Genomic DNA, 23,374 nt, shown 5'->3' on the forward strand with positions numbered 1-23,374 from the left:
GCGGGTGGGCGTGGTGTTGCGCCTGTGGCTCCGCGGGGCCCCCCCCCCCCCGCGGGGGGGGGGGGGGGCGGCGCCCCCCCGGGCCCGCCCCCCCACCACTCCCCCTCCCTGCTCCCCAGGAGGAAACATGCCCGTCGGAGGCTTCAGCTCCACGGCCGCACCCCGTCCGCGTCCCACCGGCGCCAACCTGATCACGGCCGGATCATCTGCCTGGCGCTTCGGCGGCCAGCCCGCCCGGGCTCTCCCGATCACCACCGAGAGCCATCGAATCTTCGTCCTCGGCCCTTGCGGCGCCAAGGAATCCGAGTTGTCGCAGCTGAGCTCTTCCGGCCCGCCGACCAACGTTGCCTGGCGCTGGGCCGGTGCGTACGCGGTGATCGAGGAGACCGTCTCCGGGACCATCGTGCACACTGACCCCGCCGCCTCCCTTCCCGTTTACGCAACCCCATGGGGCGGGTGTTGGGCCTGGTCCACGTCTGCCCGGACCCTCGCCGCGCTGACGGCGGCAACCATTGACACCGAACGCCTGGTTTGCGCCGTCTTCCTCCCGTCGGTGCCCGCGCTGGCTGCCGGACGGTCCTTCTTCGAGGGTGTCCGACAGCTACCGCCTGGTGCGAGAATCGAGCTGCCTGCCAACGGTTCCTCCCCTCGCATCAGCACGAGTTGGCGGCCAACGCCCGTACGCTGCGCACCGCCCGAGGTTCGGCTGCGCCGTTCCCTCGAACAAGCGGTTTCCCTGCGAACCGATTCGGACCCCACGCTTTCATGCGATCTCTCCGGTGGCCTGGACTCCACAAGCCTCACGCTCCTGGCTGCCAACGCGCTGCCTTCCGACCGGCGCCTCAACGCCGTCACCGTTCATCCTGATGGTGATCTCGGCGGAGCCGATCTCCGTCACGCGCGGCTATCGGCGGCCCGCTACACGCACCGAATCACCCACCATCTGCTCCCGCTGGCTGATGAACACCGGCCCTACACCTCCATCACCGAGGTGCCGGCGACCGACGAGCCCGCGCCGTCCACGCTCACCGTCGCGAGGCTGGCCGGCCAGTTGACCTGGATGCGCGAAGAGTTGGGAACACGGACACACCTCACCGGCGATGGCGGAGACAGCATTCTGTTCCAGCCGCCCATCCACCTCGCCGACCTGATCCGTCAGCGCCGCCTGCGCCGCGCAGCGGGCGAAGCGTTCGGTTGGGCCCGGCTGTGCCATGCATCCGTCGGCCCCGTGCTGTGGGACGCCACCCGCACCGCGTACACCAGTCGTCGCCGTGCCTCGGCCGTCCTCGCAACCACTGTGGGAACCCGGGCACGCGACGACCACGGGAGAGCCACCTGGTTCCCCTTGCTCCCCTTCCCTGCCTGGGGTAGCCCTCTTGCCGCTCAGCTCCTCGCCGACGCCGCTCGGCGCATAGCCCAAGTGGCCGATCCGTTGCCCGGACTCGACTTCTCAGTGCGGGTTCTGGTGGACGAAGTCCGTGAGGTCGCCCGCACGGCTGCCGCCGACGCTGAGCTGGCCACTGCCTACGGCATCGCGTTGCACAACCCGTTTCTGGATCCCCTCGTCGTGGACACAGTGTTGACCACGCCGCTCGACCTGCGTCCGCCGCAACACGCCTACAAGCCGGTCCTTGCCCAGGCGATGGCCTCACTCCTACCACCCGAGACTGCGGCACGGACAACCAAGGGTAGTTTCAACGCCGACCACTACACCGGGCTGCGCACGAATCTGGCTGAGCTGTCCATCATGGCCGACGGTCATCTCGCAGCGCTTGGCCTCCTTGATCCCGGCCGATTCCGCAGCCACCTTGCGCAGGCCGCGGCAGGCCTGCCGACGCCGCTCGCGACCATCGAGCAGGCCCTCGCCACCGAGGCCTGGCTCACCGTCCACCATCGCGATCCGCTGCCCGGCTGGACGCAGGTCCCCACAGGGGGTGAGTCCCATGGATGAACCGGCCGAAGCGGTCACCATGCCCAGCCATGTACGCGCTACCGACTTCGGCCACGTCCTGGTCCTCATCGACTATCACTCCGGCAGCGTGCAAGGTCTGCTCCCCGCTGCTGCCGATCGTTTCCGCAGAGCCGCGCCCGTCGGCGACTGCCGTGCGCTCGGCGAGCCGCTCAACAACCAACTCCGGGCCGCCGGCCTCCTCGTACCCGCCACCTCGGCCTCGCCCTGGCCGCTGACCGTGGCCCACACGGGACGGGCCAGCTGGGGAAGCGCCGAGCACGTCGCCGGTACAGCCCGGCCGAAGCCGGTGTCGTTGTTAGACCACCTATGTGGCACAGGTGCACTCGCGGCGGTGGCCTCCATCAAGGCAGCAGGACGCCGCCGGACGGCGATGCAGCGGGTCGTCCACGCAATCCGGCTGGCAATGTCAACCGGCTGTCGTCCGGCCACCCCGAAGGAGGCAGCAGCTGCTGTTGATGCGGTCCGAGCCGCCGGGTGGTACGCCCCCGGCCGTACAGCCTGCCTGGAGGAGTCAGCGGCTGTCGTCCTGTTGCTGGCCACCCGCCGCCTCACCGTGACGTGGTGTCACGGAGTTGCCGCTGATCCCGTACGGCTGCACGCCTGGGTGCAGACTGAGGACGGCACAGCAGTGGGCGAGCCGGATTCGACGCGCGCCTACACACCCGTTCTCGTCCTTGGAGCCCGCCATCGTCACCGAATCTGACCCGATCATCTGGATCCGCGACGGCGGCTGCGGCCTCGGGCCCTATCGTGCCGATCTCGTCGAGACGTACTGGCGGTGGGAGCAGCATCCGGCCTCACTGGTCGGGTACGGGCGGCAGCAGCCGGAGTCGCTGGAGGCCCGTACGGAGGGGATGGCTCGGCAACTACGCGGTGACAACATCCGGTTCACCGTCTACGAGCTCACGGGCGACGCCGACGCCGTGCCGGTCGGCGTCGCCACGCTGTTGCCGGATCCCGCCGTCCGGACGGCCGAGTACGTGGTGATGATGGCCCCGGAGGCGCGGGGGCGGGGGCTGGGGGTGGCGGCGACGCGGCTGGTGCTGGACTACGCGTTCCACATCACCAATCTGCGGATGGTCTGGCTGAAGGTGCTGGCGCCCAACCGGCCGGCCGTCCGCACCTACGAGAAGGCGGGGTTCCGGACGGTCGGGGCGCTGCGGGAGGCCGGGTACTGGCTCGGGCAGGTCTGTGACGAGGTGGTGATGGACGCCCTCGCCACGGAGTTCACCGGACCGTCAGTGGTCACCGGGTAGCTCAGGTCCTCACACCAGCACCAAGGTCTTGCCGAGGGCGGTGCGTTGCTCGATGGCGGCGTGGGCGTCGGCGGCGCGGTCCAGCGGGAAGGTCTGGCCGATGAGGGGCCGGACCCGACCTGCCGCCGCTTCAGCCATGATCTCGCGGGCCCAGCGGTTGACGTGGGCGCCGAAGCCGAATAGCTGGTCGATGCCGATGACCTCCACGCCCGCGCGGCGCGCGACCGCCGGATCGATGGAGGTGGCCGCTCCGCTCGCGGCGCCGTGCACGGAGAAGCGTCCGCCCCGCGCCGTCACCCCGAACGCCGCCCGGCCGATGTCGCCGCCGACCCCGTCGAACACCACGTCCGCGCCGGCGCCGGCGGTGAGGGCGCGCACTTCGCCCGTCCAGTCAGGTGCGCGGTAGTCGACTGCGGCGTCGGCACCCAGCTCGCGGACGACGTCGAGCTTCCGCGTGCTTCCGGCAGCGCCGATCACCCGGGCGCCGGCGGCGCGGGCGAGTTGAACGAGGAGGCTGCCCACCCCGCCCGCCGCAGCTTCCACCAGGACCCAGTCCCCAGGGCGGATCCGGGCGTATTCGACCAGCCCCTGCGCCGTGCTGCCGTCGCTGTAGAGCGCCACCGCCTCACGCAGGCCCAGGCCGTCCGGAGCCGGGAAGAGCGCCTCGACCGAGCCCACCGCCCGCTCGGCGAAGCCGCCGGTCTCCCCGGTCCACGCGAGGACCCGCCGCCCCGCCCAGGCCTGGTCCACCCCGGGACCGACCACGTCCACCCGGCCGGCGACCAAGCCGCCCGGCACGTATGGCAACGCCGGCGGCTCGTGCCAGGGATCGGTGCCACGCCTGATCTGCGTCTCGATGAACGTCAGCCCGGCCACCTCCACCGCCACCACGACCTGCCCCGGTCCCGCCACCGGATCCGGCACCTCCCCGAGGACCAGTTCCTCGGGCCCTCCGAAACGGTGTACCTGTACGGCGCGCATGCTGCCTACCCCCTGCTCGTGTGTCAGTGCGAACACTGCGAGCCTGCAAGATCAACCCGACTTGAGGTCAAGGCTGCGTCCGGCCCTACGATCACTCCCCCAGCCATGCGAGACCCCCGATGAATCGCACCTTCGACGACGAGCTGACGGCGATCGGGGAGGCCCTCAGGCATCCGGTTCGACAGATCAGGTGCCACCAGCTCCAAGGCGCCGCGTCGTCAGGCGTCGCGCCGGATCGGCTGGACGGTCGACGCGACGGACACGCGTCAGGGTGTTCCTCGACGGGGTCGGGCGGGGTTGGTCGACGGCACCGACTCTGCTGCCCACAACCGTCGGCGGTCATCGGTGATCACCCCGAGATCGGCCGCGAACGCTCCCCTGGGGGTCAGACGTCGAACAGCGCCTCCCCGGCGGGCTCCGGCTCGGGCGCCAGGACGGCGCGGAGGTCCTTGACGGTGCGGCGCCAGGCGGGGCCCTCCTCGCTCTCGTCCCACAGCTCGGCGAGTTCGGACTCCTCGGCGAGTACGCGGTCCAGTGCCTCGGCGGCGAGCGGGCGCAGATCAGTGGGGAAGACCGGGAGGGGCTCGTCGGGGCCGTAGCTGGTGGTGACGGGCTCGCCGCCGGGGCACTGGGAGGCGACGAGGGCCGCGGCGGCGACGGCCTCCACCGCCTCGTCGACGTCCAGGTAGTCCTCGGCCCCGGTGTCGGCGGCGAGCGTCAGGACGCGGCGCACCACGGCCTCCCGTTCGGCCAGGGGCGTTTCGTCCAGCGTGCCGGAGAAGTCGGCGGCGGTGTCGTTGTCGAAGTGGCCGATGTCCCAGGTACCCATGGTGATCTCCTCAAGTCGGTGACGGCATCCTCGCACCGGCCACTGACAATCGGGCACGCGGAATGCACGCAGGTCAGCCCGCGAGGCGTCGGCGGCGGGCCCGCTGGCGGCAGGTGGCGCCGCAGTAGCGCACCGGGCGCCCGGTGGGCCGGACGGCGATCGCGGCCCCGCACTCCTCGCAGGACGCGACCGCGGCCCCGTGGCCACCGAGGCCGTCACGAAAGCCGCGCACTTCCGTGACAGGAGCGGAAGGCCGCAACCCGTCCAGGGTCAGCCGGACGAGCCTGTGGCCGGCCGCTCGATCACGGCGCGCGGTGAGCATCGAGACGCACCCGAGGGTGAGCGCGACGACGTCCTCGGGGCCGATGTCGGCGCGGACGCCGCCGACCCGCTGCGCCGCCTCCAGCAGTGCCGCCAGCACCTGGCGGAACCTCAGCACCGAAGCCGTGAGCACCGGTCGCGGCCAGCTCGCGTCGGAGGCCACGACATCGCACATGGGCCCGCGCCGGTGGGACGTCTCCACGACGTCGAGGAGGAACCCGAAGAACGCCTCGGTGGGCGCGAAGCGGGCCATCCGCCGCTCGCCGGAGGCGACCAGGTCGTTCAGGTGCTGGACGAACACCGCCTCCAGCAGCGCCTGCTTGCTCGGGAAGTGCCGGTACACGGTGCCGGCGCCGACACCCGCCCGGCGGGCGATCTCGCCCAGCGGGACGTCGAGCCCCTGTTCGGCGAACGCCTCGCCGGCGGCGGACAGCACCTTGGCCCGGTTGCGGCGGGCATCCACCCGGTCGCCACCGCCGATCAATGCGGTCATGTCACGAAACCCCTTGCCCCTCCCGAGCCAACCGGGTTGGAGTATTCCAGATACCTCGGGCCGATCGCTCCGGTTCCCCACCGGGCCCCGAGAAACACGGAGGACAACATGACCACCGAACCCGACACCGCCTGGGCCACCGTCGCCGTGACCGGCGCCACCGGCAAGCAGGGCGCCGCGACGGCACGGCGGCTGCTGGCCGGCGGCCGGGCGGTGCGCGCGCTGGTCCGGGACCCGTCCGCGCCCGCCGCCGTGGCGCTCGCGAACGCCGGGGCCGAGCTGGTCCGCGCGGACTTCGACGAGCCGTCGAGCCTCGAACCCGCGCTGGCCGGCACCACCGCGCTGTTCGCCGTGCCGCCCGTCGCCTACGGGCCGAAGGGCATCGACCAGGAACTGGAGTTCACCCGCGGCCGGGCGCTGGCCGACGCCGCGGTGGCCGCCGGCATCCGGCAGGTGGTGTTCACCGGCGTCGCCTCGACCTCCGGCGCGGCGTTCGCGGCCCCCGGGAAACGGCGCGTCGAGCAGTACCTGCGCGAGCGGTTCCCGCTGGTGACCGTGCTGCGTCCGGTGCGGTTCATGACGAACTACTTCGGGACCGGCGTCGGCCTCGACGGGATCGTCGACGGCGTCCACCGGCACCTGTTCACCCCGCACGACCCCCTTCAGGTCATCGCCCTGGAGGACATCGCCGAGTTCGCGGCCCTGGCCTTCGAGCAGCCGGAGCGGTTCGCCGGACGGACCCTGGAGCTGGCCGGCGACGACCTCACCCCGGTCGAGGCCGCCGCCTTGATCAGCTCCGCGACCGGCATCCCGGTGCGCTACGAGTACGCCACCCACGAGCAGGCGACCGCGCTGAACCCGGAGTTCGCGGAGGTCCGGCGGCAGTGGGCCGCCGGACACCGCTGGCACGCCGACATCGAGGCACTGCGCGTCATCCACCCCGGGCTGCGCACCCTGGCGGACTGGCTCGCCGAGACCGGCGCCGCCGCCCTGCACGCACGCCTGCTCGGTACCCCGTAGCGGCGGGCGCGCGGCCGGGCGCGCTCAGCCGCCGGCGGCGTCGGTGATGCGGGCCTCCAGCGCGGCGGCCAGCGACTCGACCGCGGCCGGGGTGAAGGCGTGCTCGTTGTAGCGCAGCCAGCAGACCAGCGACCCGTCGGGCTGCTCGGTGGCGGCGAGTTCGGGCACGTGCCGGTCGCCGCCGGGCAGGGGGTAGGGGACGGTGGCGCTGCGCGGGACCTCCCAGGCCGTGCAGGCGAGGCCGGGGAGCTGGGCGGGGGCGTTCCAGCTCTCGTAGCGCAGCCAGGCGGCGAACGGCGCCAGCGGGCTGAACTCCGCGAACGGGTAGAGCTGGTGGTCCAGCGCCGCGGTGGCGGTGTCCCGGACCCGGGCGAGGAGTTCGGCGAAGCCGGGGGCACCGGAGGCGTCGACCCGCAGCAGCAGGGACTGGACGAAGCAGCCGACGGCCTGTTCGGCCTCGGGGGTGGTGCGGCCGGGGACGGGGGTCATCAGCACGAGGTCGTCCTGGCCGCTGCGCTCCGCCAGCAGGCCGAGCCAGACGGTGGCGAGCGCCTGGAAGGGGGTCGCCCCGGCCTCGGCGGCCCGCTCGCGCAGTGCGGCGGCCCGGGCGGCAGGGACGGTGAGGCGGTGGGCGGCGCTGAGCACCGTCTCGGTGTCGGCGCGGCCGGGGAACGGGTGCACCGCCTCGGGCGCGCCGGCCAGGGTCCGGGCGAAGTGGGCCCGGGAGACCGGCCAGTGGGCGTTGGCGCCGGCGACCAGCTCGCCGAGCGTCGGCATCGGGCGCGGCGGGGGCGCGGGCCGGCCGCGGCGCAGCGCCGAGTAGATGACACCGAGGTCGCGCAGCAGGACGCCGACCGACCAGCCGTCACCGACGATGTGGTGCACGGCGAGCAGCACGGCGTGGTCGTCGGGCGCCCGGCTGACCACGGCGAGGCCGGTCATCGGGCCCTCGCCGACGTCGGTGAGCCGGTCGCGCACCGCGATCAGCCGGGCCGACACCTCGTCGTCGCTCTCGCCGGGGGCGTCGACCAGGATGGCCTCGACCTCCGGCTCGGCGTCGACGACGGCGCGCCGGACCCCCGGTACGGCGCCCGGCACCGGCACGAACCGGGTGCGCAGCGCCGGGTGGCGACGCACCGCCTCGTACAGGGCCTCGGTCAGCAGGCCGGGGTTCAGTGCCTCGGTGACGCGGAACATGACGGCGACCGAGCCGACGTTGCGGCCCTCGGCCTCGGCCATCCAGCGCAGGAAGTTCTCCTGCTGGGAGGTGAGCGGGATGTCGTGCGGCTGGGCGCGCAGTTCGCGCAGGAACGGGGAGAGGTCGACGTCGTCCACCGGGAGCAGGGCGTCGGCGTTCTTCGGGGCGGCGGCGAGCCAGGCGGCCTGGGCGCGCAGCGAGGGGCGTTCGAAGACCAGGGCGGTAGTGGCGGTGACGCCGAACTCGGCGGACACGGCGGCGGCCAGCTGGACGGCGCGGAAGGAGTCGCCGCCGAGGGCGAAGAACTCCTCCTCCACGGCGTCCACGGGCCGGCCGAGGATCCGGCGCCAGACGGCGGCGAGGGCGCGTTCGTGCTCGGTGGCGGGCGGAGTGCCGACGGCGGCCGGGGCCGGTTCCTCGAAGCGGGTGCGCAGTTCGTGCTTGACGACCTTGCCGCTGGGGTTGCGGGGCAGCCGGTCGGTGAGCAGGATGCGGACCGGCAGTTCGGCCCGGCCGAGCCGTTCGGCGAGGAAGAGCCGCAGTTCGTCGAGGTCCAGGCCGTCGGCGGCGGGCACCACGGCGGCCACCGGCACGGCGCCCATCACGGGGTGCGGCAGGCCGAGCGCGGCGGCGTCGGCGACGCGCGGGTGGGCGTGCAGGACGTCCTCGATGCGCAGCGTGGAGACCTTGAGGGCACCGGACTTGATGACGTCGCTCTCCCGGTCGACCAGGTGGAGGTAGCCGTCGGCGTCGAGCCGGCCGAGGTCGCCCATCCGCACCCAGCCGTCCCGGAAGACGGCGGCCGAGGCGGCGGCGCCGGCCGTGTAGCCGCGCGGCGGGCCGGGCTGGCGCAGCCAGACCTCGCCGACGGCGCCCGGCTCGACGGGCCGGCCGTCCTCGCCGAGCAGCCGCAGGTCGCCGGGGTTGGCGGGGCGGCCGACCGAGCCGGGGCGGCGGGCGTCGACGACGGCGGATATCTGGGCGGGGGACGCCTCGGCGGAGGTGTAGGTGTTGACCAGGGTCGCGGTCGGCAGGGCCGTGCGCAGGGCGGTGGCGACGGGGGCGGGCAGCGCGGCGGCGGAGGAGCTGATCAGCAGGACGCTGCCGAGGTCGTGCCGGGCGGCGACGCCCGAGTTGAGGAGTTCGACGGCCATCGACGGGACCAGGAAGACGGTGCCGACCCGGTGCTCGGCGACGGTCCGGCCGAACTCCTCGGCGTCGAAGCGCGGCAGGCAGATCGTCGCGGGCGCGGCGACCAGGGCGTTGACCAGGACCACCTGGGCGGCGTTGGTGCCGATCGGGAAGGCGTGCAGCGCGTGCGCGGAGTGGGCGTAGGGGCGCGGACGCGGGTCGAGCCTCTGGCCGGCGGTGAGGCTGGCGTGGGCGGCGTGCACGCCCTTGGGCGCGCCGGTGGTTCCGGAGGTGCCGATGACCTGGGCGAGGTCGCCGGGGCCGGGGCGCTGCGGCGGTTCCCCCTCGCCGTCGCCGTCCGTCTCCAGGTCGGCCGGCCGCAGCGTGCGCAGGCCGGCGGCGGAGGCGCGCTCGTCCTCGGCCGAGTGGGCGACGGCGAGGGCCGCCGCGCTGTCGCCGGCCAGCCGGGCGGTGTCCTCGGCGCTCAGGTCCTCGCGGACGACGACACCCGCCGCGCCGGCGTAGTGCGCGGCCAGGAAGGCCACCGCGTAGTCGTCCCAGGCCCGGTTGGGGAAGAGCAGCAGCACCCGCTCCCCCGGCCGGACGCCGGCCCGGGCGAGGCCGTGGGCGGCGCGCACCGCGCGCTCGCGCCAGGTCCGGTAGTCGAGCGGGGGGCGGCCGGGGACGAGCAGCGCGGGCCGGTCGGGGTGCCGCCGCGCCCGGTCGTCGAGCAGGTCGGGCAGGGTGAGCGCGGCGGGCTCCGGGACGGCGGTGGCCGAAACGGCGGTGGCGGGCGCGGCGCTGACGGTGGTTCGGGTGCTGATGACGACTCCCGGAAGAGGCCAGGACGGGTGGCTGGTCCAGACCGTAGCGGCTCGGCGCCGTCGCCCGCCAGAGCTGTCCGGCGGTCCGGCGGATCTTCGTCGAACGGAGGCTGCCCTAGCCCGCCCGGGCGGTCCCGGGGGTGTCGTGGCGGCGGGTCGCCGCGGGCGGCGGTCGCCCGGCCTACCGTGGGCCAGCCGCGGGCCGGTCCACCGGAGGGAGTAGCGATGCCCAGACCGAACCACCGGGTCGCCCTCGCCCTGGTGCTGCTGCTCGCCTGGGCGCTGGCCGGCTGCGGCAGCGGCGGGGGGTCCGGGGGCGGCGGGGCGGTCGTCCTCGACTGGTACAACTTCCCCGACGACTCGGGCGCGTTGCAGCAGGCCGCGGACACCTGCGGCCGCGACTCCGGCGGGCGCTACTCGATCCGCTACAACAAGCTGCCGCGCATCTCCGACGGCCAGCGCCAGCAGCTGGTGCGCCGGCTGGCCGCGCACGACACCGGCGTGGACATCATGGGCCTGGACGTCACCTGGACGCCCGAGTTCGCGGAGGCCGGCTGGGTGCGCGAGTGGACCGGCGCGCTGCGCGAGCGGGCGAGCGCGGACACCCTGGCCGCCGCGCTGCGGACCGCCACCTGGAAGGACCGGCTGTACGCCGTCCCGTACAACTCCAACACCCAACTGCTCTGGTACCGCGACGACCTGGTGTCCACCGCCCCCGCCACCTGGGACGAGATGCTCGCCGCCGCACGGCGGCTGGCGGAGCAGGGCAAGCCGCACTTCGTCGAGGTGCAGGGCGCGCAGTACGAGGGCCTGACGGTCTGGTTCAACACCCTGGTGACCAGCGCCGGCGGCTCGATCCTCACCCCCGACGCCATGGCGCCCTCGCTGGGCGAGCCGGCCGTCACCGCCGCGCGGGCGATCCGGGACCTGGCCGTCTCCCCCGCCGCCGACCCCTCGCTGTCCAACCAGAAGGAGGACGAGAACCGGCTGGCGATGGAGTCCGGCACCGCCGCCTTCGAGCTCAACTACCCCTTCGTCTATCCGTCGATGAAGGAGAACAAGCCCGAGCTGTTCCCGCACTTCCGCTGGGCGCCCTACCCGTCGGTCGTCCCGGGGCGGCCGGCGACGGTGACCATCGGCGGCATCGACCTCGCGGTGGGCGGCTACTCGCGGCACCCGGAGGCCGCGCAGGAGGCCGTCCTGTGCCTGCGCAACCGCGAGAACCAGCTGACCAACGCGCTCAAGGGCGGCCTGCCGCCGTCGCTGCGCAGCCTGTACACCGACGCCGAGCTCACCCGGAGCTACCCGTTCGCGGCGGACGTGCTGAAGGCCCTCGACTCCGCGTCGGTGCGGCCGCAGACGCCCGCGTACCAGAACGTCTCGATCGCCGTCGCGCACGCCCTCTCGCCGCCGTCGTCGGTGGATCCGGAACGCACGGTGGCGGACCTCTCCGGCCAGATCAGGGACGCGCTCGGCTCGAAGGGGTTGATTCCATGACCGCGACCAGGACGAGGACCGCGGGAGCCGGCCGGCTCTCCGAGGGCTCCCGGCAGGAGCGGCGGCTCGGCTGGCTGCTGTGCGCCCCCGCCGTGCTGGTGATGCTGCTGGTGACGGCCTATCCGGTCGGTTACGCCGTCTACCTCTCCTTCCAGCGCTACGACCTGCGCTTCCCGGACCGCTCCGCGTTCATCGGCTTCGCCAACTACGGCGCCGTGCTGACCTCGACGTACTGGTGGCAGGCGCTCTGGGTGACGGTGGTGATCACCGTCGTCTCGGTGGCGGCCGAGCTGGTGCTGGGCCTGGCGCTGGCGCTGGTGATGCACCGGGCGATGGTCGGGCGGGGCCTGGTGCGCACGGCGGTGCTGGTGCCGTACGGCATCGTCACCGTGGTGGCGGCCTACTCCTGGCAGTACGCCTGGACGCCCGGCACCGGGTACCTGGCGGCGCTGCTGCCGGCGGACAGCGCGCCACTCACCGAGCACTGGCCGGCGATCGGCCTGATCGTGCTGGCCGAGGTGTGGAAGACCACCCCCTTCATGGCCCTGCTCCTGCTGGCGGGCCTGGCGCTGGTGCCCACCGAGACGGTGCGGGCGGCGATGGTCGACGGTGCCGGCTTCGGGCAGCGGCTGCGGCTGGTGATCCTGCCGCTGATGAAGCCGGCCATCCTGGTGGCGCTGCTGTTCCGCACCCTGGACGCGTTCCGGATCTTCGACAACATCTACGTGCTGACCGGTGGCGCCAACAACACCGGCTCGGTCTCGATCCTCGGCTACGACAACCTGTTCACCGCGCTCAACCTGGGCATCGGCTCGGCGATCTCGGTGCTGGTGTTCCTCTGCGTGGCGGCGATCGCCCTGGTCTTCGTCAAGGTGTTCGGCGCCGCCGCGCCCGGCGGTTCGGCGGAGCACCGGTGACCGCCCGACGGGCCCGGTCGGCGGCGGGCTGGGGTGTGGTCAACCTGGTGGTGGTGCTGTACGCGCTGTTCCCGGTCTGGTGGATCGCCGCGCTGTCGTTCAAGGACCCGTCCACCCTGACGGACGGCAACTTCGTGCCGCGGGTCTGGACGCTGGAGAACTACCGCGGCATCTTCCGCACCTCGGAGTTCACCCGGGCGCTGGTCAACTCGATCGGCATCGCGGTGATCTCCACCACCATCGCGGTGGTGCTCGCCACCATGGCGGCGTACGCGGTGGCGCGGCTGCGCTTCCCCGGCAAGCGGCTGCTGATCGGGATGTCGCTGCTGATCGCGATGTTCCCGCCGATCTCGCTGGTCTCGCCGCTGTTCGAGATCGAGCGGGTGCTGGGGATCTTCGACACCTGGGTGGGGCTGATCATCCCGTACATGACCTTCTCGCTGCCGCTGGCGATCTACACGCTGTCGGCGTTCTTCCGGGAGATCCCGTGGGAGCTGGAGAAGGCCGCCAAGGTGGACGGCGCCACGCCCGCCCAGGCGTTCCGGCTGGTGATCGCGCCGCTGGCGGCGCCGGGTGTGTTCACCACCGCCATCCTGGTCTTCATCTTCTGCTGGAACGACTTCCTCTTCGCGATCTCGCTGACCTCCACGGACGCCGCGCGCACCGTGCCGGCCGCGATCGCCTTCTTCACCGGCAGCTCCCAGTTCCAGCAGCCGACCGGCTCGATCGCCGCCGCGGCCGTGGTGATCACGGTGCCGATCGTGCTGTTCGTGCTCTTCTTCCAACGCCGCATCGTGGCCGGTCTGACCGCCGGCGCAGTGAAGGGATGACGCGGACCGATGGCGGAGATCGTCCTCGACGGCATCAGCAAGCGCTACCCGGACGGCTCGGTGGCCGTCCACGACCTCGATCTGACGGTCGCCGACGGCGAGTTCGTCATCCTGGTCGGCCCCTCGGGCTGCGGGAAGTCCACCACCCTGAACATGATCGCGGGGCTGGAGGACATCACCGGCGGCACCCTGCGGATCGGCGGGCAGGTGGTCAACGACCGGGCGCCCAAGGACCGGGACATCGCGATGGTGTTCCAGAGCTACGCGCTCTACCCGCACATGACGGTCCGTCAGAACATGGGCTTCGCCCTGCGTCTGGCGAAGACCGACAAGGCGGTGGTCGCCGCCAAGGTGGAGGAGGCCGCCCGGATCCTCGACCTCACCGAGCACCTGGACCGCCGGCCCGCCAACCTGTCCGGCGGCCAGCGCCAGCGCGTCGCGATGGGCCGGGCGATCGTCCGCGACCCCAAGGCGTTCCTGATGGACGAGCCGCTGTCCAACCTGGACGCCAAGCTGCGGGTGCAGATGCGCACCCAGATCTCCCGGCTGCAGCGGCGCCTGGGCACCACCACCGTCTACGTCACCCACGACCAGGTGGAGGCGATGACGCTCGGCGACCGGGTGGTGGTGCTGCGGGCCGGTGTGGTCCAGCAGGTCGGCCCGCCCCAGCGCCTGTACGACCGGCCGGCCAACCTGTTCGTCGCCGGGTTCATCGGCTCGCCCGGCATGAACCTGCTGCACGGCCGGCTGGAGGACGGCGCGCTGCGCACCGCGCTCGGCGACCTGCCGCTGGGTGACCGGCTGCGCCGGCGGCTGACGGCCGCGAACGCACCGCGCGAGGTGGTGGTCGGCATCCGCCCGGAGCACTTCGAGGACGCCGCGCTGCTGGAGCACCCGGTCGGCGGCACGACCGTCACGGTCGGGGTCGAGGTGCTCGAATCGGTCGGCTCGGACGTCTACGCGCACTTCACCGTGGAGGGCGACGCGGTCTCCGGCGGCGGTCTGGAGGAGATCGGCGCGCGGCAGGCGGAGGCGGGCGCGGGCGCGCCGGGCCGGGAGGTGGTCGCCCGGATCGGCACCACCACCCGGGCGGCCGAGGGCGCCCCGCTGGAGCTGTGGATCGACACCGAGCGGTTGCACGTCTTCGATCCGGACACCGGGGCGGCGCTCAGCGGCGAGCCGGGTGAGGAGCGGGAAACGGACGGTTAGACCACGCGGGAAGGGGCAGGCGGGGGCGCGACCGACCCCGCTCCCCCGCTGGACGTGCCGTGCCGGACGGTTCGGGCGATCATGGGGGAACGCGCCTCGAAAGGTGGAATGCGATGTTCCAGCTCCTGTGGATTCTGCTCATCGGCTTCGTGCTCGGCGTGATCGCCAAGCTCATCCTGCGCGGCCCGCAGGCCATTCCGTGGTGGCTGACCATGCTGCTCGGCGCCGCCGGGGCCTGGCTGGGCAACGCGGTCTCCGGATGGATCGGCGTGCGGAACACGTCCGGGATCGACTGGATCCGCCATCTGCTCCAGCTCGGCTTCGCCGTCGCCCTGGTCGCGGTCGTCGCCCCCGCCTGGAGCACCCGCCGGACCAGATGACGGTCCGGCGCGACGGCGTCCGCGACGGCGCGGCTAGACTCGCACGGCCGTACCGCGGACCGGCCGCGGTGCCGCCGAACTCGCGAGGGAACAGACGATGGTTGAGGCCTCCCCGAAGGTCGTTGTGGTCGTGCCCACCTACAACGAGCGGGAGAACCTTCCCGTCCTCGCCGGACTGCTGGCCGACCTCGACCTGCCGAACCTGCACCTGCTGGTGGTCGACGACAACTCCCCCGACGGCACCGGCGAGGTCGCCGACAAGCTGGCCGCCGAGTCCGGCGGCCGGATCCGGGTGCTGCACCGCACCGAGAAGGACGGCCTCGGCCGCGCCTACGTGGCCGGCATGACCAGGGCCCTGGAGGAGGGCGCGGACGTGGTCGTGCAGATGGACGCCGACCTCTCCCACCCGGCCTCCGTGCTGCCGCTGATGGTGACGACCCTGCTGGCCGACGACACCGCGGTGGTGCTCGGCTCCCGGTACGTGCCGGGCGGATCGACGGCCGAGGAGTGGCCGTGGCACCGCAAGGCGCTCTCCGCCTGGGCCAACCTCTACGTGAACACCATCCTCGGCCTCGGCGTGCGGGACGCCACCGCCGGCTACAAGGCCTGGCGCGCGCAGACCCTGCGGGCGATCGACCTGCCGTCGGTGCAGAGCAACGGGTACTCCTTCCAGGTCGAGCTGAACCACCGGGTGGTGCGGCAGGGGCTCACCATCAAGGAGGTGCCGATCCGCTTCGAGGAGCGGGTCGAGGGCGCGTCCAAGATGAGCCTCGGGGTACAGGTGGAGTCGGCGCTCGCACCGTGGAAGCTGCTGCGCGAGGGGCGCCGCGACAAGCCGTAGGGAAGGAGGGCCGCGTGGTCCTGGCGCCCGACCGGGCCGCCGCACTGGTGCGGCGCGCCGCCCGCGAGCCCTTCGCCGTGCAGACCGCCCGGGCCACCGTCGCCGCCACGCTCTCCTACGTGGTGGCGACCTGGCTCAGCAGCGAGCCGGCCCCGCTGACCGCGCCGCTCACCGCGCTGCTGGTCGTCCAGGTCACCGTCTACTCCACGCTCACCACCAGCATCCGCCGGGTGAACTCGGTGGTGGTCGGCGTGCTGATCGCGATCGGCTTCAGCACGGTGGTCGGGCTCTCCTGGTGGAGCCTCGGGCTGATCATCCTGGCCTCGCTGGTGATCGGCCGGTTCGTCCGGGTGGACGAGTTCGTCCAGGAGGTCGCGATCAGCGCGATGCTGATCCTCGGCGTCACCCAGGTGACCTCCCGGGCCTGGGACCGGGTGCTGGAGACGCTGATCGGCGCGGGCGTCGGCCTGCTGTTCAACCTGGTCTTCGCGCCACCGGTCTGGGTGGACACAGCGGGCGAGTCGATCGAGGACCTCTCGCGCCGGGCCCGGCACCTGCTGCTCGACCTCTCCGACCAGCTCGGCCGGCCGACCCCGGTCGCGGACGCCGCCGAGCGGCTGCACGAGGCCCGCCGGCTCGACCAGGCGATCGCGGACGTCGACGCGGCGCTGCGGCAGGCGGAGGACAGCCTGCGGTTCAACCTGCGGGTCAGCGAGGGGCTGCTCTCCCGGCTGGTGCTGCGCACCGGGCTGGACACCCTGGAGATCTGCGTGGTGGTGATCCGGGTCATCTCGCGCTCGCTGACCGACCTCGCCAAGCGCCGCGCGCCCGGCGAGCCGCTGGTCTCCCCGGCGCTGGCGGTGGCGATGGAGGAGCTGTTCGCGCACGTCGGCGGCGCGCTGGTGAGCTTCGCCGTGCTGGTGACCACCCAGGTCAGCCTGAACGCCGAGGAGGCCGAGGAGCGGCTCAACTCCGAACTGGCCGCCGCCTGGGCGAGCCGGGAGAACGTCGCCCGGCTGCTGCTGGAGCAGGTGCGGGCGGACCCGGACGCCTGGCACCTGCTCGGCTCGCTGCTGACCGAGGTCGACCGGATCCTCGACGAGCTGGACCTGGAGCACCGCTCCCGGCGGCTGATGGAGGAGCTGGACCGGGCGTCGGTGGCGAGCCGGGAGCGGTTCTCCCGGCTCGGCCGGCTGCGCCGGTGGGTACGCGGCGACCGTCCGGGGTTCGGCCGGGCGCGGCGCCGGCGCAAGCGGGCCGGGCGGGGCTGAGGCGGGGCCTCCGGGCGGGAGCGCGAGGCCTCAGGGCATCGACCAGGGGTCCTGCGGGAGCGGGTGGCCGGTCTCCAGGTAGGTCTTCAGATTGGACAGCACCGCCGACCAGCCCGCCTCGGCGTCGGCGCGCTCGGCCTCGTCGGCCAGGTTGTCGTGGGTGACGGTCAGCCGGGTGAGGTCCCGGTGGGAGCGCAGCTCGAAGGTCACCCGGGAGGGCCCGCTCACCCGCTCCTGCCCGGGGCCGGACCAGGTGGTGACCAGGCGGTTCGGCCGCTCGGCCACCTCCACCGTGCCGACGGCGTCGGCGACGCCGGAGCCGTCCGCGCGCTGGTGCTCCCAGCGGGCGCCCGGCTGCCAGGTGGAGACGTTGCGGTGGCCCCAGTAGAGGCCGGACTCGTCCGGATTGGTGAGCGCGTGCCAGACCCGTTGCGGGGTGGCGAGCAGGTAGGAGACGTGGCGGTAGGCGGGGACGGCCATGCGCTCACCCCTCGGCCGCGTCGAGCAGCTGCCGGATGTCGATCCTGCGCATGGTCAGCATGGCCCGGGTCACCCGGGCGGCCTTCTCCCGGTCCGGGTCGGCGATCAGGTCGATCAGGATGCGCGGGGTGATCTGCCAGGAGAGGCCCCAGCGGTCCTTGAGCCAGCCGCACTGGCTCTCCTGGCCGCCGCCCTCCAGCAGCGCCGCCCAGAGCCGGTCCACCTCCGCCTGGTCGTCGCAGTGCACCTGGAGCGAGACCGCCTCGGTGAACGGGAAGACCGGGCCGCCGTTGAGGGCGACGAAGGGGCGGCCGTCGAGTTCGAAGGCGACGGTCACCACCGTGCCGGGCGTGCCGGGGCCCGCCTCGGTGTAGTGGGTGACGCCGGTGATCCGCGAGTTCGGGACGACCGAGGTGTAGTAGCGGGCGGCCTCCTCGGCCTGGTCGTCGTACCAGAGGCATGGGGTGATCTGCTGCATGGAGCCGACGGTAGCGGCGGGCCCGGGCCGGGCGGCCGCGCCACGGCCGGGGGTCACCGGTTCGGCGCCCCCGGGCCGCGGCGCGGGCCGGGGGCGCCGGTGGCTCAGTGCACCCAGCCCGCGTAACGGCGGGTGAAGCGCTGGCCGGTGGCGGCGGTGACCAGCACGTCGTAGCGGCCCTGCCTGTCCAGCGGCCAGGTGAGGTTCGTCTGCTTGCCGGGCCGCACCCAGACGGTCTGCGCGGTGCCCGCGAAGTCGTTCGGCGCGACGGAGAAGCAGACGTCGGTCATGCCGTCGTTGACCAGCTGGAGGGTGAGCCGGCCGGACTTGGCGAGGTCGGCGGTCACGATCGGGATGCCGACGTCGTTCTGGCCCTCCGGGACGCTCGCGCTGCCCGCGCCGTCGCGGATCACGGTGCCGGCGAAGCGGCGGACGAAGCCGTCCGGGCCGTGCACGGTGAAGTCGTAGCGGCCGTTGGTCGCCGCGGCCTCCCAGACGTACGTCGCCGAGGCGCCCGGCGCCACCGTGAAGGGCGTGCCGGCGAACGGCAACGCGATGTTCGGGTAGACGGTGTACGGGAAGGCGACGGCGCCGTCGTTGCTCATCGTGCAGGTGACCCGGCCGGTGCGGCGGTCCACCTCGGCCTCGGCCCAGGGCTGGTACGGCAGATGGCGGTGCGGGCGCTCGCCGCGCTCCTGGACCGGCATCGACTGGGTGCCGACGGCCGGGAGTTGCACGCCCGGCAGCTTCGTCCCGGCGTCGGCCCTGGCCATCAGGGCGTTGGTGTCGGGGAGTTGCGGGATCGAGTGGTCGGGCGCCGCGAAGTCGAAGCAGCTGGTGAGGTCGCCGCAGACGGCGCGACGCCAGGCGGAGATGTTGGGCTCGGCGACGCCGGTCACCTGCTCCATGAAGCGCAGTACCGAGGTGTGGTCGAAGACCTGGGAGTTGACCCAGCCGCCGCGCGACCAGGGCGAGATGACCCAGAGCGGCACCCGGTTGCCGAGGCCGATGGCGCGGCCCTGGGTGAACTCCTCGGGCGTGCCGGGCTCGGGGGTGGGCGGCACCATGTGGTCGAAGTAGCCGTCGTTCTCGTCGTACATCACCAGGAAGACGGTGTGCCGCCACACGTCCGGGTTGGACATCAGCGACTGCAGGGCCTGGTTGACCCAGTGCGCGCCGTACGCCGGGCCCGCCTCGGGGTGCTCGGAGAACAGGTAGGGGGCGACCAGCCAGGAGACGGTCGGCAGGGTGCCGTCCTTGCAGTGCGCGTCGAAGGCCGCCGGGTCGAACTTCGTCATCGCGTTGAGGTAACGCGGGTCGTCCTCGGGGAAGTGGTGGAACTGCTTGAAGTAGGAGAGCGCGTTGTCGTCGTAGTCGCCGGTGCGGTCGTCCTTGCTGGGGTTGTGGTAGACCCGCCAGCTCACGCCGGCCTGCTGGAGGCGCTCGGCGTAGGTGGTCCAGTCGGCGACGGGGTTGTCGGTGACCGGTGTGTTGTCGATCCAGGGGCCGGTGGTACCGTCGCGGCCGGGGCCGGCGGTCCCGGTCCACAGGTAGAGCCGGTTGGGGTCGGTCGGGCCGGCGAGCGAGGTGAAGTAGGCGTCGCAGAGGGTGAAAGCGTCGGCCAGCGCGTACTGGTAGGGGATGTCCTCACGGGTGAAGTAGCCCATGGTGCGCTCGCCCTTGGCGGCGATCCACTTGTTCATCGCGCCGTTGTTGATGGCCTGGTGGCCGGTGGCCCAGTCGTGCGGCAGGCCGCCGGCGTTCTGCGCGTTGTACTTCGAGGTGTCCATCCGGTACGGCAGCATCACGTTGCCGTCGCTGCGGCGCGGGTCGGGCTGGCGGAACACGTCGGTGCCGTCGGGGAACTGCAACGCCTGCTTGTCGCCGAAGCCGCGCACACCGCCGAGGGTGCCGAAGTAGTGGTCGAAGCTGCGGTTCTCCTGCATCAGCACCACGACGTGCCGGACGTCCTTGATGGTGCCGGTGAGCCGGGCCGGGGCGGAGGCGGGGGCGGCCTGGGCCGGGGCGGCGGGCAGGCCGGTCAGGGCGGCGGCGCCGGCGGCCGCGGTGGCGCCGACGAAGGTGCGGCGGGAAAGGTCGGACATCGCGAACTGGCCTTTCAGAGCTGGAAGGTGGCGACCGCGGCGGCGGTGTCGGAGGGCCACTGGTTGGCGGCGAGGGCGACCGGGTCGGCGGCGGTGGCCGGCCAGTCGGCGACCAGGGTGTGCGCCTCGACCAGCTTCAGCCGGCCGCGGTAGAACACGTAGTCGATCCGGTCCTGTGGCTCGGCCTTGCCGGCGGCGCGCTGCTTGCGGACCGGCGACCAGGTGGTGCCCGGCGCCTTGGCCGGGTCCCGGTTCTCCTCGCGGTAGGTGTCGGTGAGCCCGGCGGCCTGGAGCACCGCGGTGACCGGCCAATCGAGCGCCCCGACGCCGCTGTGCGCGGCGGCGGTGGCGGCCGTCCAGTCCAGGTGGGACAGCGAGGACAGCCCGCCGGCCAGGACCACCGGCACGCCGGCGGCGGCGTCGGCCTGTACGGCGGCGGCCAGCGCCCTGGCCTGCCGGAGGCGGACGGAGGCGTTCTCGGCGGCGGTGATCTGCGCGGCGGTGCGCCCGTCCTGGGCGGCGTACGGGCCGTAGTCGGCCTCGTCCAGGTGCGCGCTCCAGACGCGCACGGCGCGTCCGCCCGGCAGTTGCACGCTCGCCGCGGCGGCGGGCAGGTCGGGCGTCGGCGCGGTGACGGCGGTCAGCGGGTAGCGGCTGAGGATGCCGACGCTGCCGGCGCTCTGGTGGGCGTACCAGCCGAGGGCGTCGGCGAGGGTCCTCGCGGCCGTGCCGGCCGTCTCCTGGAGCGCCAGCACGTCCAGGCCCTGGGCCAGCACGACGCGCAGCTGCTTCTCGACCGCGTCGGTGAAGGCGGAGCCCGCGTCGGCGAGGTTCCAGCTCGCCACCTTGAGGCGCGGCGCGGCGGCCGGATCGGCGACCGGGAGCAGCACGGTGAGGGTGTCGGTGGCGCCGGTGGTGTCCTTGACCCCGACGAGCAGCACCTCCGGGGTGCGCGGCGCCTTGCCGGCCGGCGCGGTGCCGGTGACGGTGCCGTCGACGGCAACCGTCAGCCAGCCCGGGCCGGAGACCTTGCGGAAGGCCGCGCCGCTGGCCGGGTTGCCGGCGGGGCGCGACCAGAGGCCGCCGAGCTTGACCGTGACGGCCCCGCCCGGGGCCACCGGGGTGGCGGCGAAGGCGTCGACGACGGCGTGCGGGCGGAGCACGGCGGGCTTGGGGCGGAAGGTGAAGGGCTCGGTACTGGCGAGGACGCCGTAGCCGTCCTTGGCGAGCAGGTAGGCGGTGTACGGGCCGCCGGTGAGCGCGGAGGTGTCGAGCTGGACGTCGCCGGCGGTGCCCGGGGTGTACTTCCAGAGCAGCGAGCCGCCGTTGCCCGGCCGGCGGGCGCCGTCGTAGATGCCGACCCAGTTCTTGGGGTCGGGGGCGTCGGTGGTCCAGTGGAAGGTGAGGCGGTCGCCCTCGAAGGGGTTGTTCGACGGCGTGGACGGGTTGGACGGGTTGGACGGAGCGATGGTCAGGGTGCTGCCGGTGGCCACGGATGTCCTGTCCGCCGCTCGGGCACCGGGCCGCCGGGGGGGGTACCGGACCGGTGCCGTCCGCGGCTGCTGACGGAGGCTGGGAGGAGGAGCCCCATCGACAGTTGGCTGTACAACTGCGGGGCGTGGCCCATTCATCCGAAGGTCAGCGACCGGGACGTGAACGAAACGTGACGCAATGTCGGGAGGTTCGGGAACTGTGGCGCCGGGGCAGCCGGGTGCCGTGGATCAGTCCAGGCCGCGGGCGTCGCGCAGGCGTCGGGAGAACGCCGCCGGGTCGACCAGCGGGCCCGGGTAGCCGGCCGGGCGCCGGTCCAGCAGCCACGGCCGGTGCACCGCCCGCCCCGGGACGTGCGCCAGCTCCGGGACCCAGCGCCGGACGTAGGCGCCGTCCGGATCGAGCCGGTCGGCCTGCGCCAGCGGGTTGAGCACCCAGTTCGGCCGGGTGTCCGTCCCGGTGCCCGCCACCCACTGCCAGTTGAGCTGGTTGTTGGCGAGGTCCCCGTCCACCAGCAGCCGCAGGAAGTGGCGCGCCCCGATCCGCCAGTCCCGGTAGAGGGTCTTGGTGAGGAAGGAGGCGGTGACCAGCCGGGCCCGGTTGTGCATCCAGCCCTCGTGGGCGAGCTGGCGCATCCCGGCGTCGACCAGCGGGATGCCGGTGCGCCCGGCGCGCCAGGCGGCGCACTCCTCGTCGTCCTCCGGCAGCCAGTGGTCACCCCGGTCGCGGTAGGCGTGCCGGGCGGCCTGCGGGCGGGCGGCGAGCACCTGGTGGTGGAAGTCGCGCCAGACCAGCTGGCGGACGAACGCCTCGGCACCGTCGCCGCCGTGCCGCAGCGCCCCGGCCGCCAGCTCGGTGGCGGACAGGCAGCCGAAGTGCAGGTACGGCGAGAGGCGCGAGGTGGCGTCGGCCGCGAGGTCGTCGTGCAGGTCGGCGTAGCGGTCGAGGTCGTGGCGCTGGTAGCCGCGCCAGAGCCGCCGGCCGGCCCGCTCGCCGCCCGGCGGGAGCGCGGGCGAGTCCGGCCGCGCGGTGGGGACGGGCTCGCTCACGATGCCGTCCGGCGTGCGCAGGCTCCCCGGCGGGCGGTGGACCGTCCGGCGGGGCGCCTGCGACCAGGCGCGGAAGTACGGGGTGAAGACGGCGTAGTGGTCCTTGCCCGCGGGGGTCACCGCGCCGGGGACGACGGCGGTGAGCGAGCCGTCGTGGACGTGCAGGCGGTCGCCGAGCGCGGCGCGCAGCGCCTGTTCGCGGCGCTGGGCGAAGGCGCTCACGCCGGCGGCGACGTGCACCGAGGCGGCGTGCAGTTCGGCCGCGAGCCGGGCGGTGGCGGGGGCGGCGGGTCCGCGGCGCAGTACCAGCCGGCCGCCGAGCGGGCGCAGCGAGGCGTCCAGGTCGGCGAGGCAGCCGGCGAGGAAGGCCGCGCGGTTGGGCGCGGCGAAGCCGGTGGCGGCGATCTCCGGGTCCAGGACGAAGACCGGGACGACCTCGTCGGCGGCGGCGCGGGCGGCGTGCAGCACGGGGTTGTCGTGCAGGCGGAGGTCCTGGGTGAGCAGGGCGATGGCGAGAGTCATGGAGCGACGAGCCTGGCACGGCCGGGGCCCGCGCGGGGTGCGGCACGCAAACGGCGGGGGCGCGCGCCGTAGCGGCACGCGCCCCCGCCGGGGGTACGGGGTCCGAAGCCCGGGCTCAGAAATTGTTGGGTAATTGATCAACTGCGTGCAGTGATGCGTTGGCGGTGATCTTCGCGGACGTGGCGGGCGCGCATATAACCCCCCGGTTTGTGTTTTGGGGGCAGCCCGCCGAACAAGATGTGTGTTTTTAAAAAAAGTAGCGGGCGGCGGGAGGGTGGG

General features: G+C 73.4%; 20 protein-coding genes. 11 read left to right on the forward strand and 9 right to left on the reverse strand.

Features of this window, described 5'->3' with window-relative positions:
• The first annotated feature begins 127 nt into the window (after positions 1-127).
• Genes ACFU9E_RS12970 through ACFU9E_RS12980 form a run of 3 tightly spaced genes read left to right on the forward strand, consistent with a single transcriptional unit; the run spans position 128 to position 3,228 of the window.
• A complete protein-coding gene (locus ACFU9E_RS12970) occupies positions 128-1,951 on the forward strand; it encodes an albusnodin/ikarugamycin family macrolactam cyclase (protein WP_380683338.1) in 1,824 nt (607 codons plus the stop codon).
• A gap of 19 nt (positions 1,952-1,970) precedes the next feature.
• Entirely contained in the window at positions 1,971-2,675 is a 705-nt protein-coding gene (locus tag ACFU9E_RS12975; RefSeq protein ID WP_380714991.1) for a lasso peptide biosynthesis B2 protein, read from the forward strand.
• Positions 2,676-2,688: 13 nt separating this feature from the next.
• The gene (locus ACFU9E_RS12980) at positions 2,689-3,228 is read left to right on the forward strand and encodes a GNAT family N-acetyltransferase (RefSeq protein WP_380683340.1); all 540 of its coding nucleotides are present in this window, start codon (positions 2,689-2,691) and stop codon (positions 3,226-3,228) included.
• A gap of 9 nt (positions 3,229-3,237) precedes the next feature.
• On the opposite strand, the gene ACFU9E_RS12985 is transcribed toward ACFU9E_RS12980, so the two are convergent.
• From ACFU9E_RS12985 to ACFU9E_RS12995, 3 genes are all read right to left on the reverse strand, one after another.
• Complete coding sequence (locus ACFU9E_RS12985; RefSeq protein WP_380683336.1) at positions 3,238-4,140, reverse strand: zinc-binding dehydrogenase; 903 nt, start codon at positions 4,138-4,140, stop codon at positions 3,238-3,240.
• 454 nt (positions 4,141-4,594) lie between these two features.
• Positions 4,595-5,038 carry a DUF4259 domain-containing protein gene (locus ACFU9E_RS12990; RefSeq protein ID WP_380683335.1) on the reverse strand — a complete coding sequence of 148 codons (444 nt, stop codon included), beginning with the start codon at positions 5,036-5,038 and terminating at the stop codon, positions 4,595-4,597.
• Between the two features lie 73 nt (positions 5,039-5,111).
• Positions 5,112-5,852, reverse strand: a complete 741-nt coding sequence (locus tag ACFU9E_RS12995) for a TetR/AcrR family transcriptional regulator (protein WP_380683334.1) — start codon at positions 5,850-5,852, stop codon at positions 5,112-5,114.
• A 108-nt stretch (positions 5,853-5,960) separates the two neighbouring features.
• Here ACFU9E_RS12995 and ACFU9E_RS13000 point away from each other — a divergent pair, with 108 nt between their 5' ends.
• A complete protein-coding gene (locus ACFU9E_RS13000) occupies positions 5,961-6,872 on the forward strand; it encodes an NmrA family NAD(P)-binding protein (protein ID WP_380683333.1) in 912 nt (303 codons plus the stop codon).
• 24 nt (positions 6,873-6,896) lie between these two features.
• On the opposite strand, the gene ACFU9E_RS13005 is transcribed toward ACFU9E_RS13000, so the two are convergent.
• A complete protein-coding gene (locus tag ACFU9E_RS13005) occupies positions 6,897-10,025 on the reverse strand; it encodes an AMP-binding protein (RefSeq protein ID WP_380714993.1) in 3,129 nt (1,042 codons plus the stop codon).
• A 225-nt stretch (positions 10,026-10,250) separates the two neighbouring features.
• Between ACFU9E_RS13005 and ACFU9E_RS13010 the strand changes: the two genes are divergently transcribed.
• From ACFU9E_RS13010 to ACFU9E_RS13040, 7 genes are all read left to right on the forward strand, one after another.
• Complete coding sequence (locus ACFU9E_RS13010; protein ID WP_380683332.1) at positions 10,251-11,522, forward strand: ABC transporter substrate-binding protein; 1,272 nt, start codon at positions 10,251-10,253, stop codon at positions 11,520-11,522.
• A complete protein-coding gene (locus ACFU9E_RS13015) occupies positions 11,519-12,439 on the forward strand; it encodes a carbohydrate ABC transporter permease (protein ID WP_380683331.1) in 921 nt (306 codons plus the stop codon). Before ACFU9E_RS13010 ends, ACFU9E_RS13015 begins: the two co-directional genes overlap by 4 nt.
• Positions 12,436-13,269: a carbohydrate ABC transporter permease gene (locus tag ACFU9E_RS13020; protein ID WP_380683330.1), complete on the forward strand. Its 834-nt coding sequence runs from the start codon at positions 12,436-12,438 to the stop codon at positions 13,267-13,269. Before ACFU9E_RS13015 ends, ACFU9E_RS13020 begins: the two co-directional genes overlap by 4 nt.
• 9 nt (positions 13,270-13,278) lie before the next feature.
• Positions 13,279-14,478 (forward strand): ABC transporter ATP-binding protein, encoded by a 1,200-nt coding sequence (locus ACFU9E_RS13025; protein WP_380683329.1) that lies wholly within the window; start codon positions 13,279-13,281, stop codon positions 14,476-14,478.
• Between the two features lie 113 nt (positions 14,479-14,591).
• Positions 14,592-14,858, forward strand: a complete 267-nt coding sequence (locus tag ACFU9E_RS13030; protein WP_380683328.1) for a GlsB/YeaQ/YmgE family stress response membrane protein — start codon at positions 14,592-14,594, stop codon at positions 14,856-14,858.
• 97 nt (positions 14,859-14,955) lie between these two features.
• A complete protein-coding gene (locus ACFU9E_RS13035) occupies positions 14,956-15,699 on the forward strand; it encodes a polyprenol monophosphomannose synthase (RefSeq protein WP_380683327.1) in 744 nt (247 codons plus the stop codon).
• A gap of 14 nt (positions 15,700-15,713) precedes the next feature.
• The gene (locus tag ACFU9E_RS13040) at positions 15,714-16,970 is read left to right on the forward strand and encodes an aromatic acid exporter family protein (RefSeq protein WP_380683326.1); all 1,257 of its coding nucleotides are present in this window, start codon (positions 15,714-15,716) and stop codon (positions 16,968-16,970) included.
• Between the two features lie 30 nt (positions 16,971-17,000).
• Here the strand turns inward: ACFU9E_RS13040 and ACFU9E_RS13045 are convergent, their stop codons facing one another.
• From ACFU9E_RS13045 to ACFU9E_RS13065, 5 genes are all read right to left on the reverse strand, one after another.
• On the reverse strand, positions 17,001-17,450 hold the full coding sequence (locus ACFU9E_RS13045; RefSeq protein ID WP_380683325.1) for an SRPBCC family protein: 450 nt from the start codon (positions 17,448-17,450) through the stop codon (positions 17,001-17,003).
• 4 nt (positions 17,451-17,454) lie between these two features.
• Positions 17,455-17,928, reverse strand: coding sequence for a VOC family protein (locus tag ACFU9E_RS13050; protein WP_380683324.1), 474 nt, complete (start codon positions 17,926-17,928; stop codon positions 17,455-17,457).
• 104 nt (positions 17,929-18,032) lie between these two features.
• Positions 18,033-20,033 (reverse strand): phosphocholine-specific phospholipase C, encoded by a 2,001-nt coding sequence (locus ACFU9E_RS13055; protein ID WP_380688518.1) that lies wholly within the window; start codon positions 20,031-20,033, stop codon positions 18,033-18,035.
• Positions 20,034-20,047: 14 nt separating this feature from the next.
• Positions 20,048-21,526 carry an endonuclease/exonuclease/phosphatase family protein gene (locus ACFU9E_RS13060; protein WP_380688520.1) on the reverse strand — a complete coding sequence of 493 codons (1,479 nt, stop codon included), beginning with the start codon at positions 21,524-21,526 and terminating at the stop codon, positions 20,048-20,050.
• Positions 21,527-21,754: 228 nt separating this feature from the next.
• On the reverse strand, positions 21,755-23,095 hold the full coding sequence (locus ACFU9E_RS13065) for a cryptochrome/photolyase family protein (RefSeq protein WP_380688522.1): 1,341 nt from the start codon (positions 23,093-23,095) through the stop codon (positions 21,755-21,757).
• Positions 23,096-23,374: the final 279 nt, after the last annotated feature.

Origin of the sequence: Kitasatospora sp. NPDC057595 (assembly GCF_042800875.1) — a bacterium.
Lineage (GTDB): Bacteria > Actinomycetota > Actinomycetes > Streptomycetales > Streptomycetaceae > Kitasatospora.

What these genes read in the sequence shown, in the direction of transcription:
- ACFU9E_RS13045 (WP_380683325.1), bottom strand. Translation starts at nt 17,450, where the DNA reads ATGGCCGTCCCCGCCTACCGCCACGTCTCCTACCTGCTCGCCACCCCG.
- ACFU9E_RS13050 (WP_380683324.1), bottom strand. Translation starts at nt 17,928, where the DNA reads ATGCAGCAGATCACCCCATGCCTCTGGTACGACGACCAGGCCGAGGAG.
- ACFU9E_RS13030 (WP_380683328.1), top strand. Translation starts at nt 14,592, where the DNA reads ATGTTCCAGCTCCTGTGGATTCTGCTCATCGGCTTCGTGCTCGGCGTG.
- ACFU9E_RS12975 (WP_380714991.1), top strand. Translation starts at nt 1,971, where the DNA reads ATGCCCAGCCATGTACGCGCTACCGACTTCGGCCACGTCCTGGTCCTC.
- ACFU9E_RS13000 (WP_380683333.1), top strand. Translation starts at nt 5,961, where the DNA reads ATGACCACCGAACCCGACACCGCCTGGGCCACCGTCGCCGTGACCGGC.
- ACFU9E_RS12970 (WP_380683338.1), top strand. Translation starts at nt 128, where the DNA reads ATGCCCGTCGGAGGCTTCAGCTCCACGGCCGCACCCCGTCCGCGTCCC.
- ACFU9E_RS13055 (WP_380688518.1), bottom strand. Translation starts at nt 20,033, where the DNA reads ATGTCCGACCTTTCCCGCCGCACCTTCGTCGGCGCCACCGCGGCCGCC.
- ACFU9E_RS13025 (WP_380683329.1), top strand. Translation starts at nt 13,279, where the DNA reads ATGGCGGAGATCGTCCTCGACGGCATCAGCAAGCGCTACCCGGACGGC.
- ACFU9E_RS13015 (WP_380683331.1), top strand. Translation starts at nt 11,519, where the DNA reads ATGACCGCGACCAGGACGAGGACCGCGGGAGCCGGCCGGCTCTCCGAG.
- ACFU9E_RS13035 (WP_380683327.1), top strand. Translation starts at nt 14,956, where the DNA reads ATGGTTGAGGCCTCCCCGAAGGTCGTTGTGGTCGTGCCCACCTACAAC.
- ACFU9E_RS12995 (WP_380683334.1), bottom strand. Translation starts at nt 5,852, where the DNA reads ATGACCGCATTGATCGGCGGTGGCGACCGGGTGGATGCCCGCCGCAAC.
- ACFU9E_RS13065 (WP_380688522.1), bottom strand. Translation starts at nt 23,095, where the DNA reads ATGACTCTCGCCATCGCCCTGCTCACCCAGGACCTCCGCCTGCACGAC.
- ACFU9E_RS13010 (WP_380683332.1), top strand. Translation starts at nt 10,251, where the DNA reads ATGCCCAGACCGAACCACCGGGTCGCCCTCGCCCTGGTGCTGCTGCTC.
- ACFU9E_RS12990 (WP_380683335.1), bottom strand. Translation starts at nt 5,038, where the DNA reads ATGGGTACCTGGGACATCGGCCACTTCGACAACGACACCGCCGCCGAC.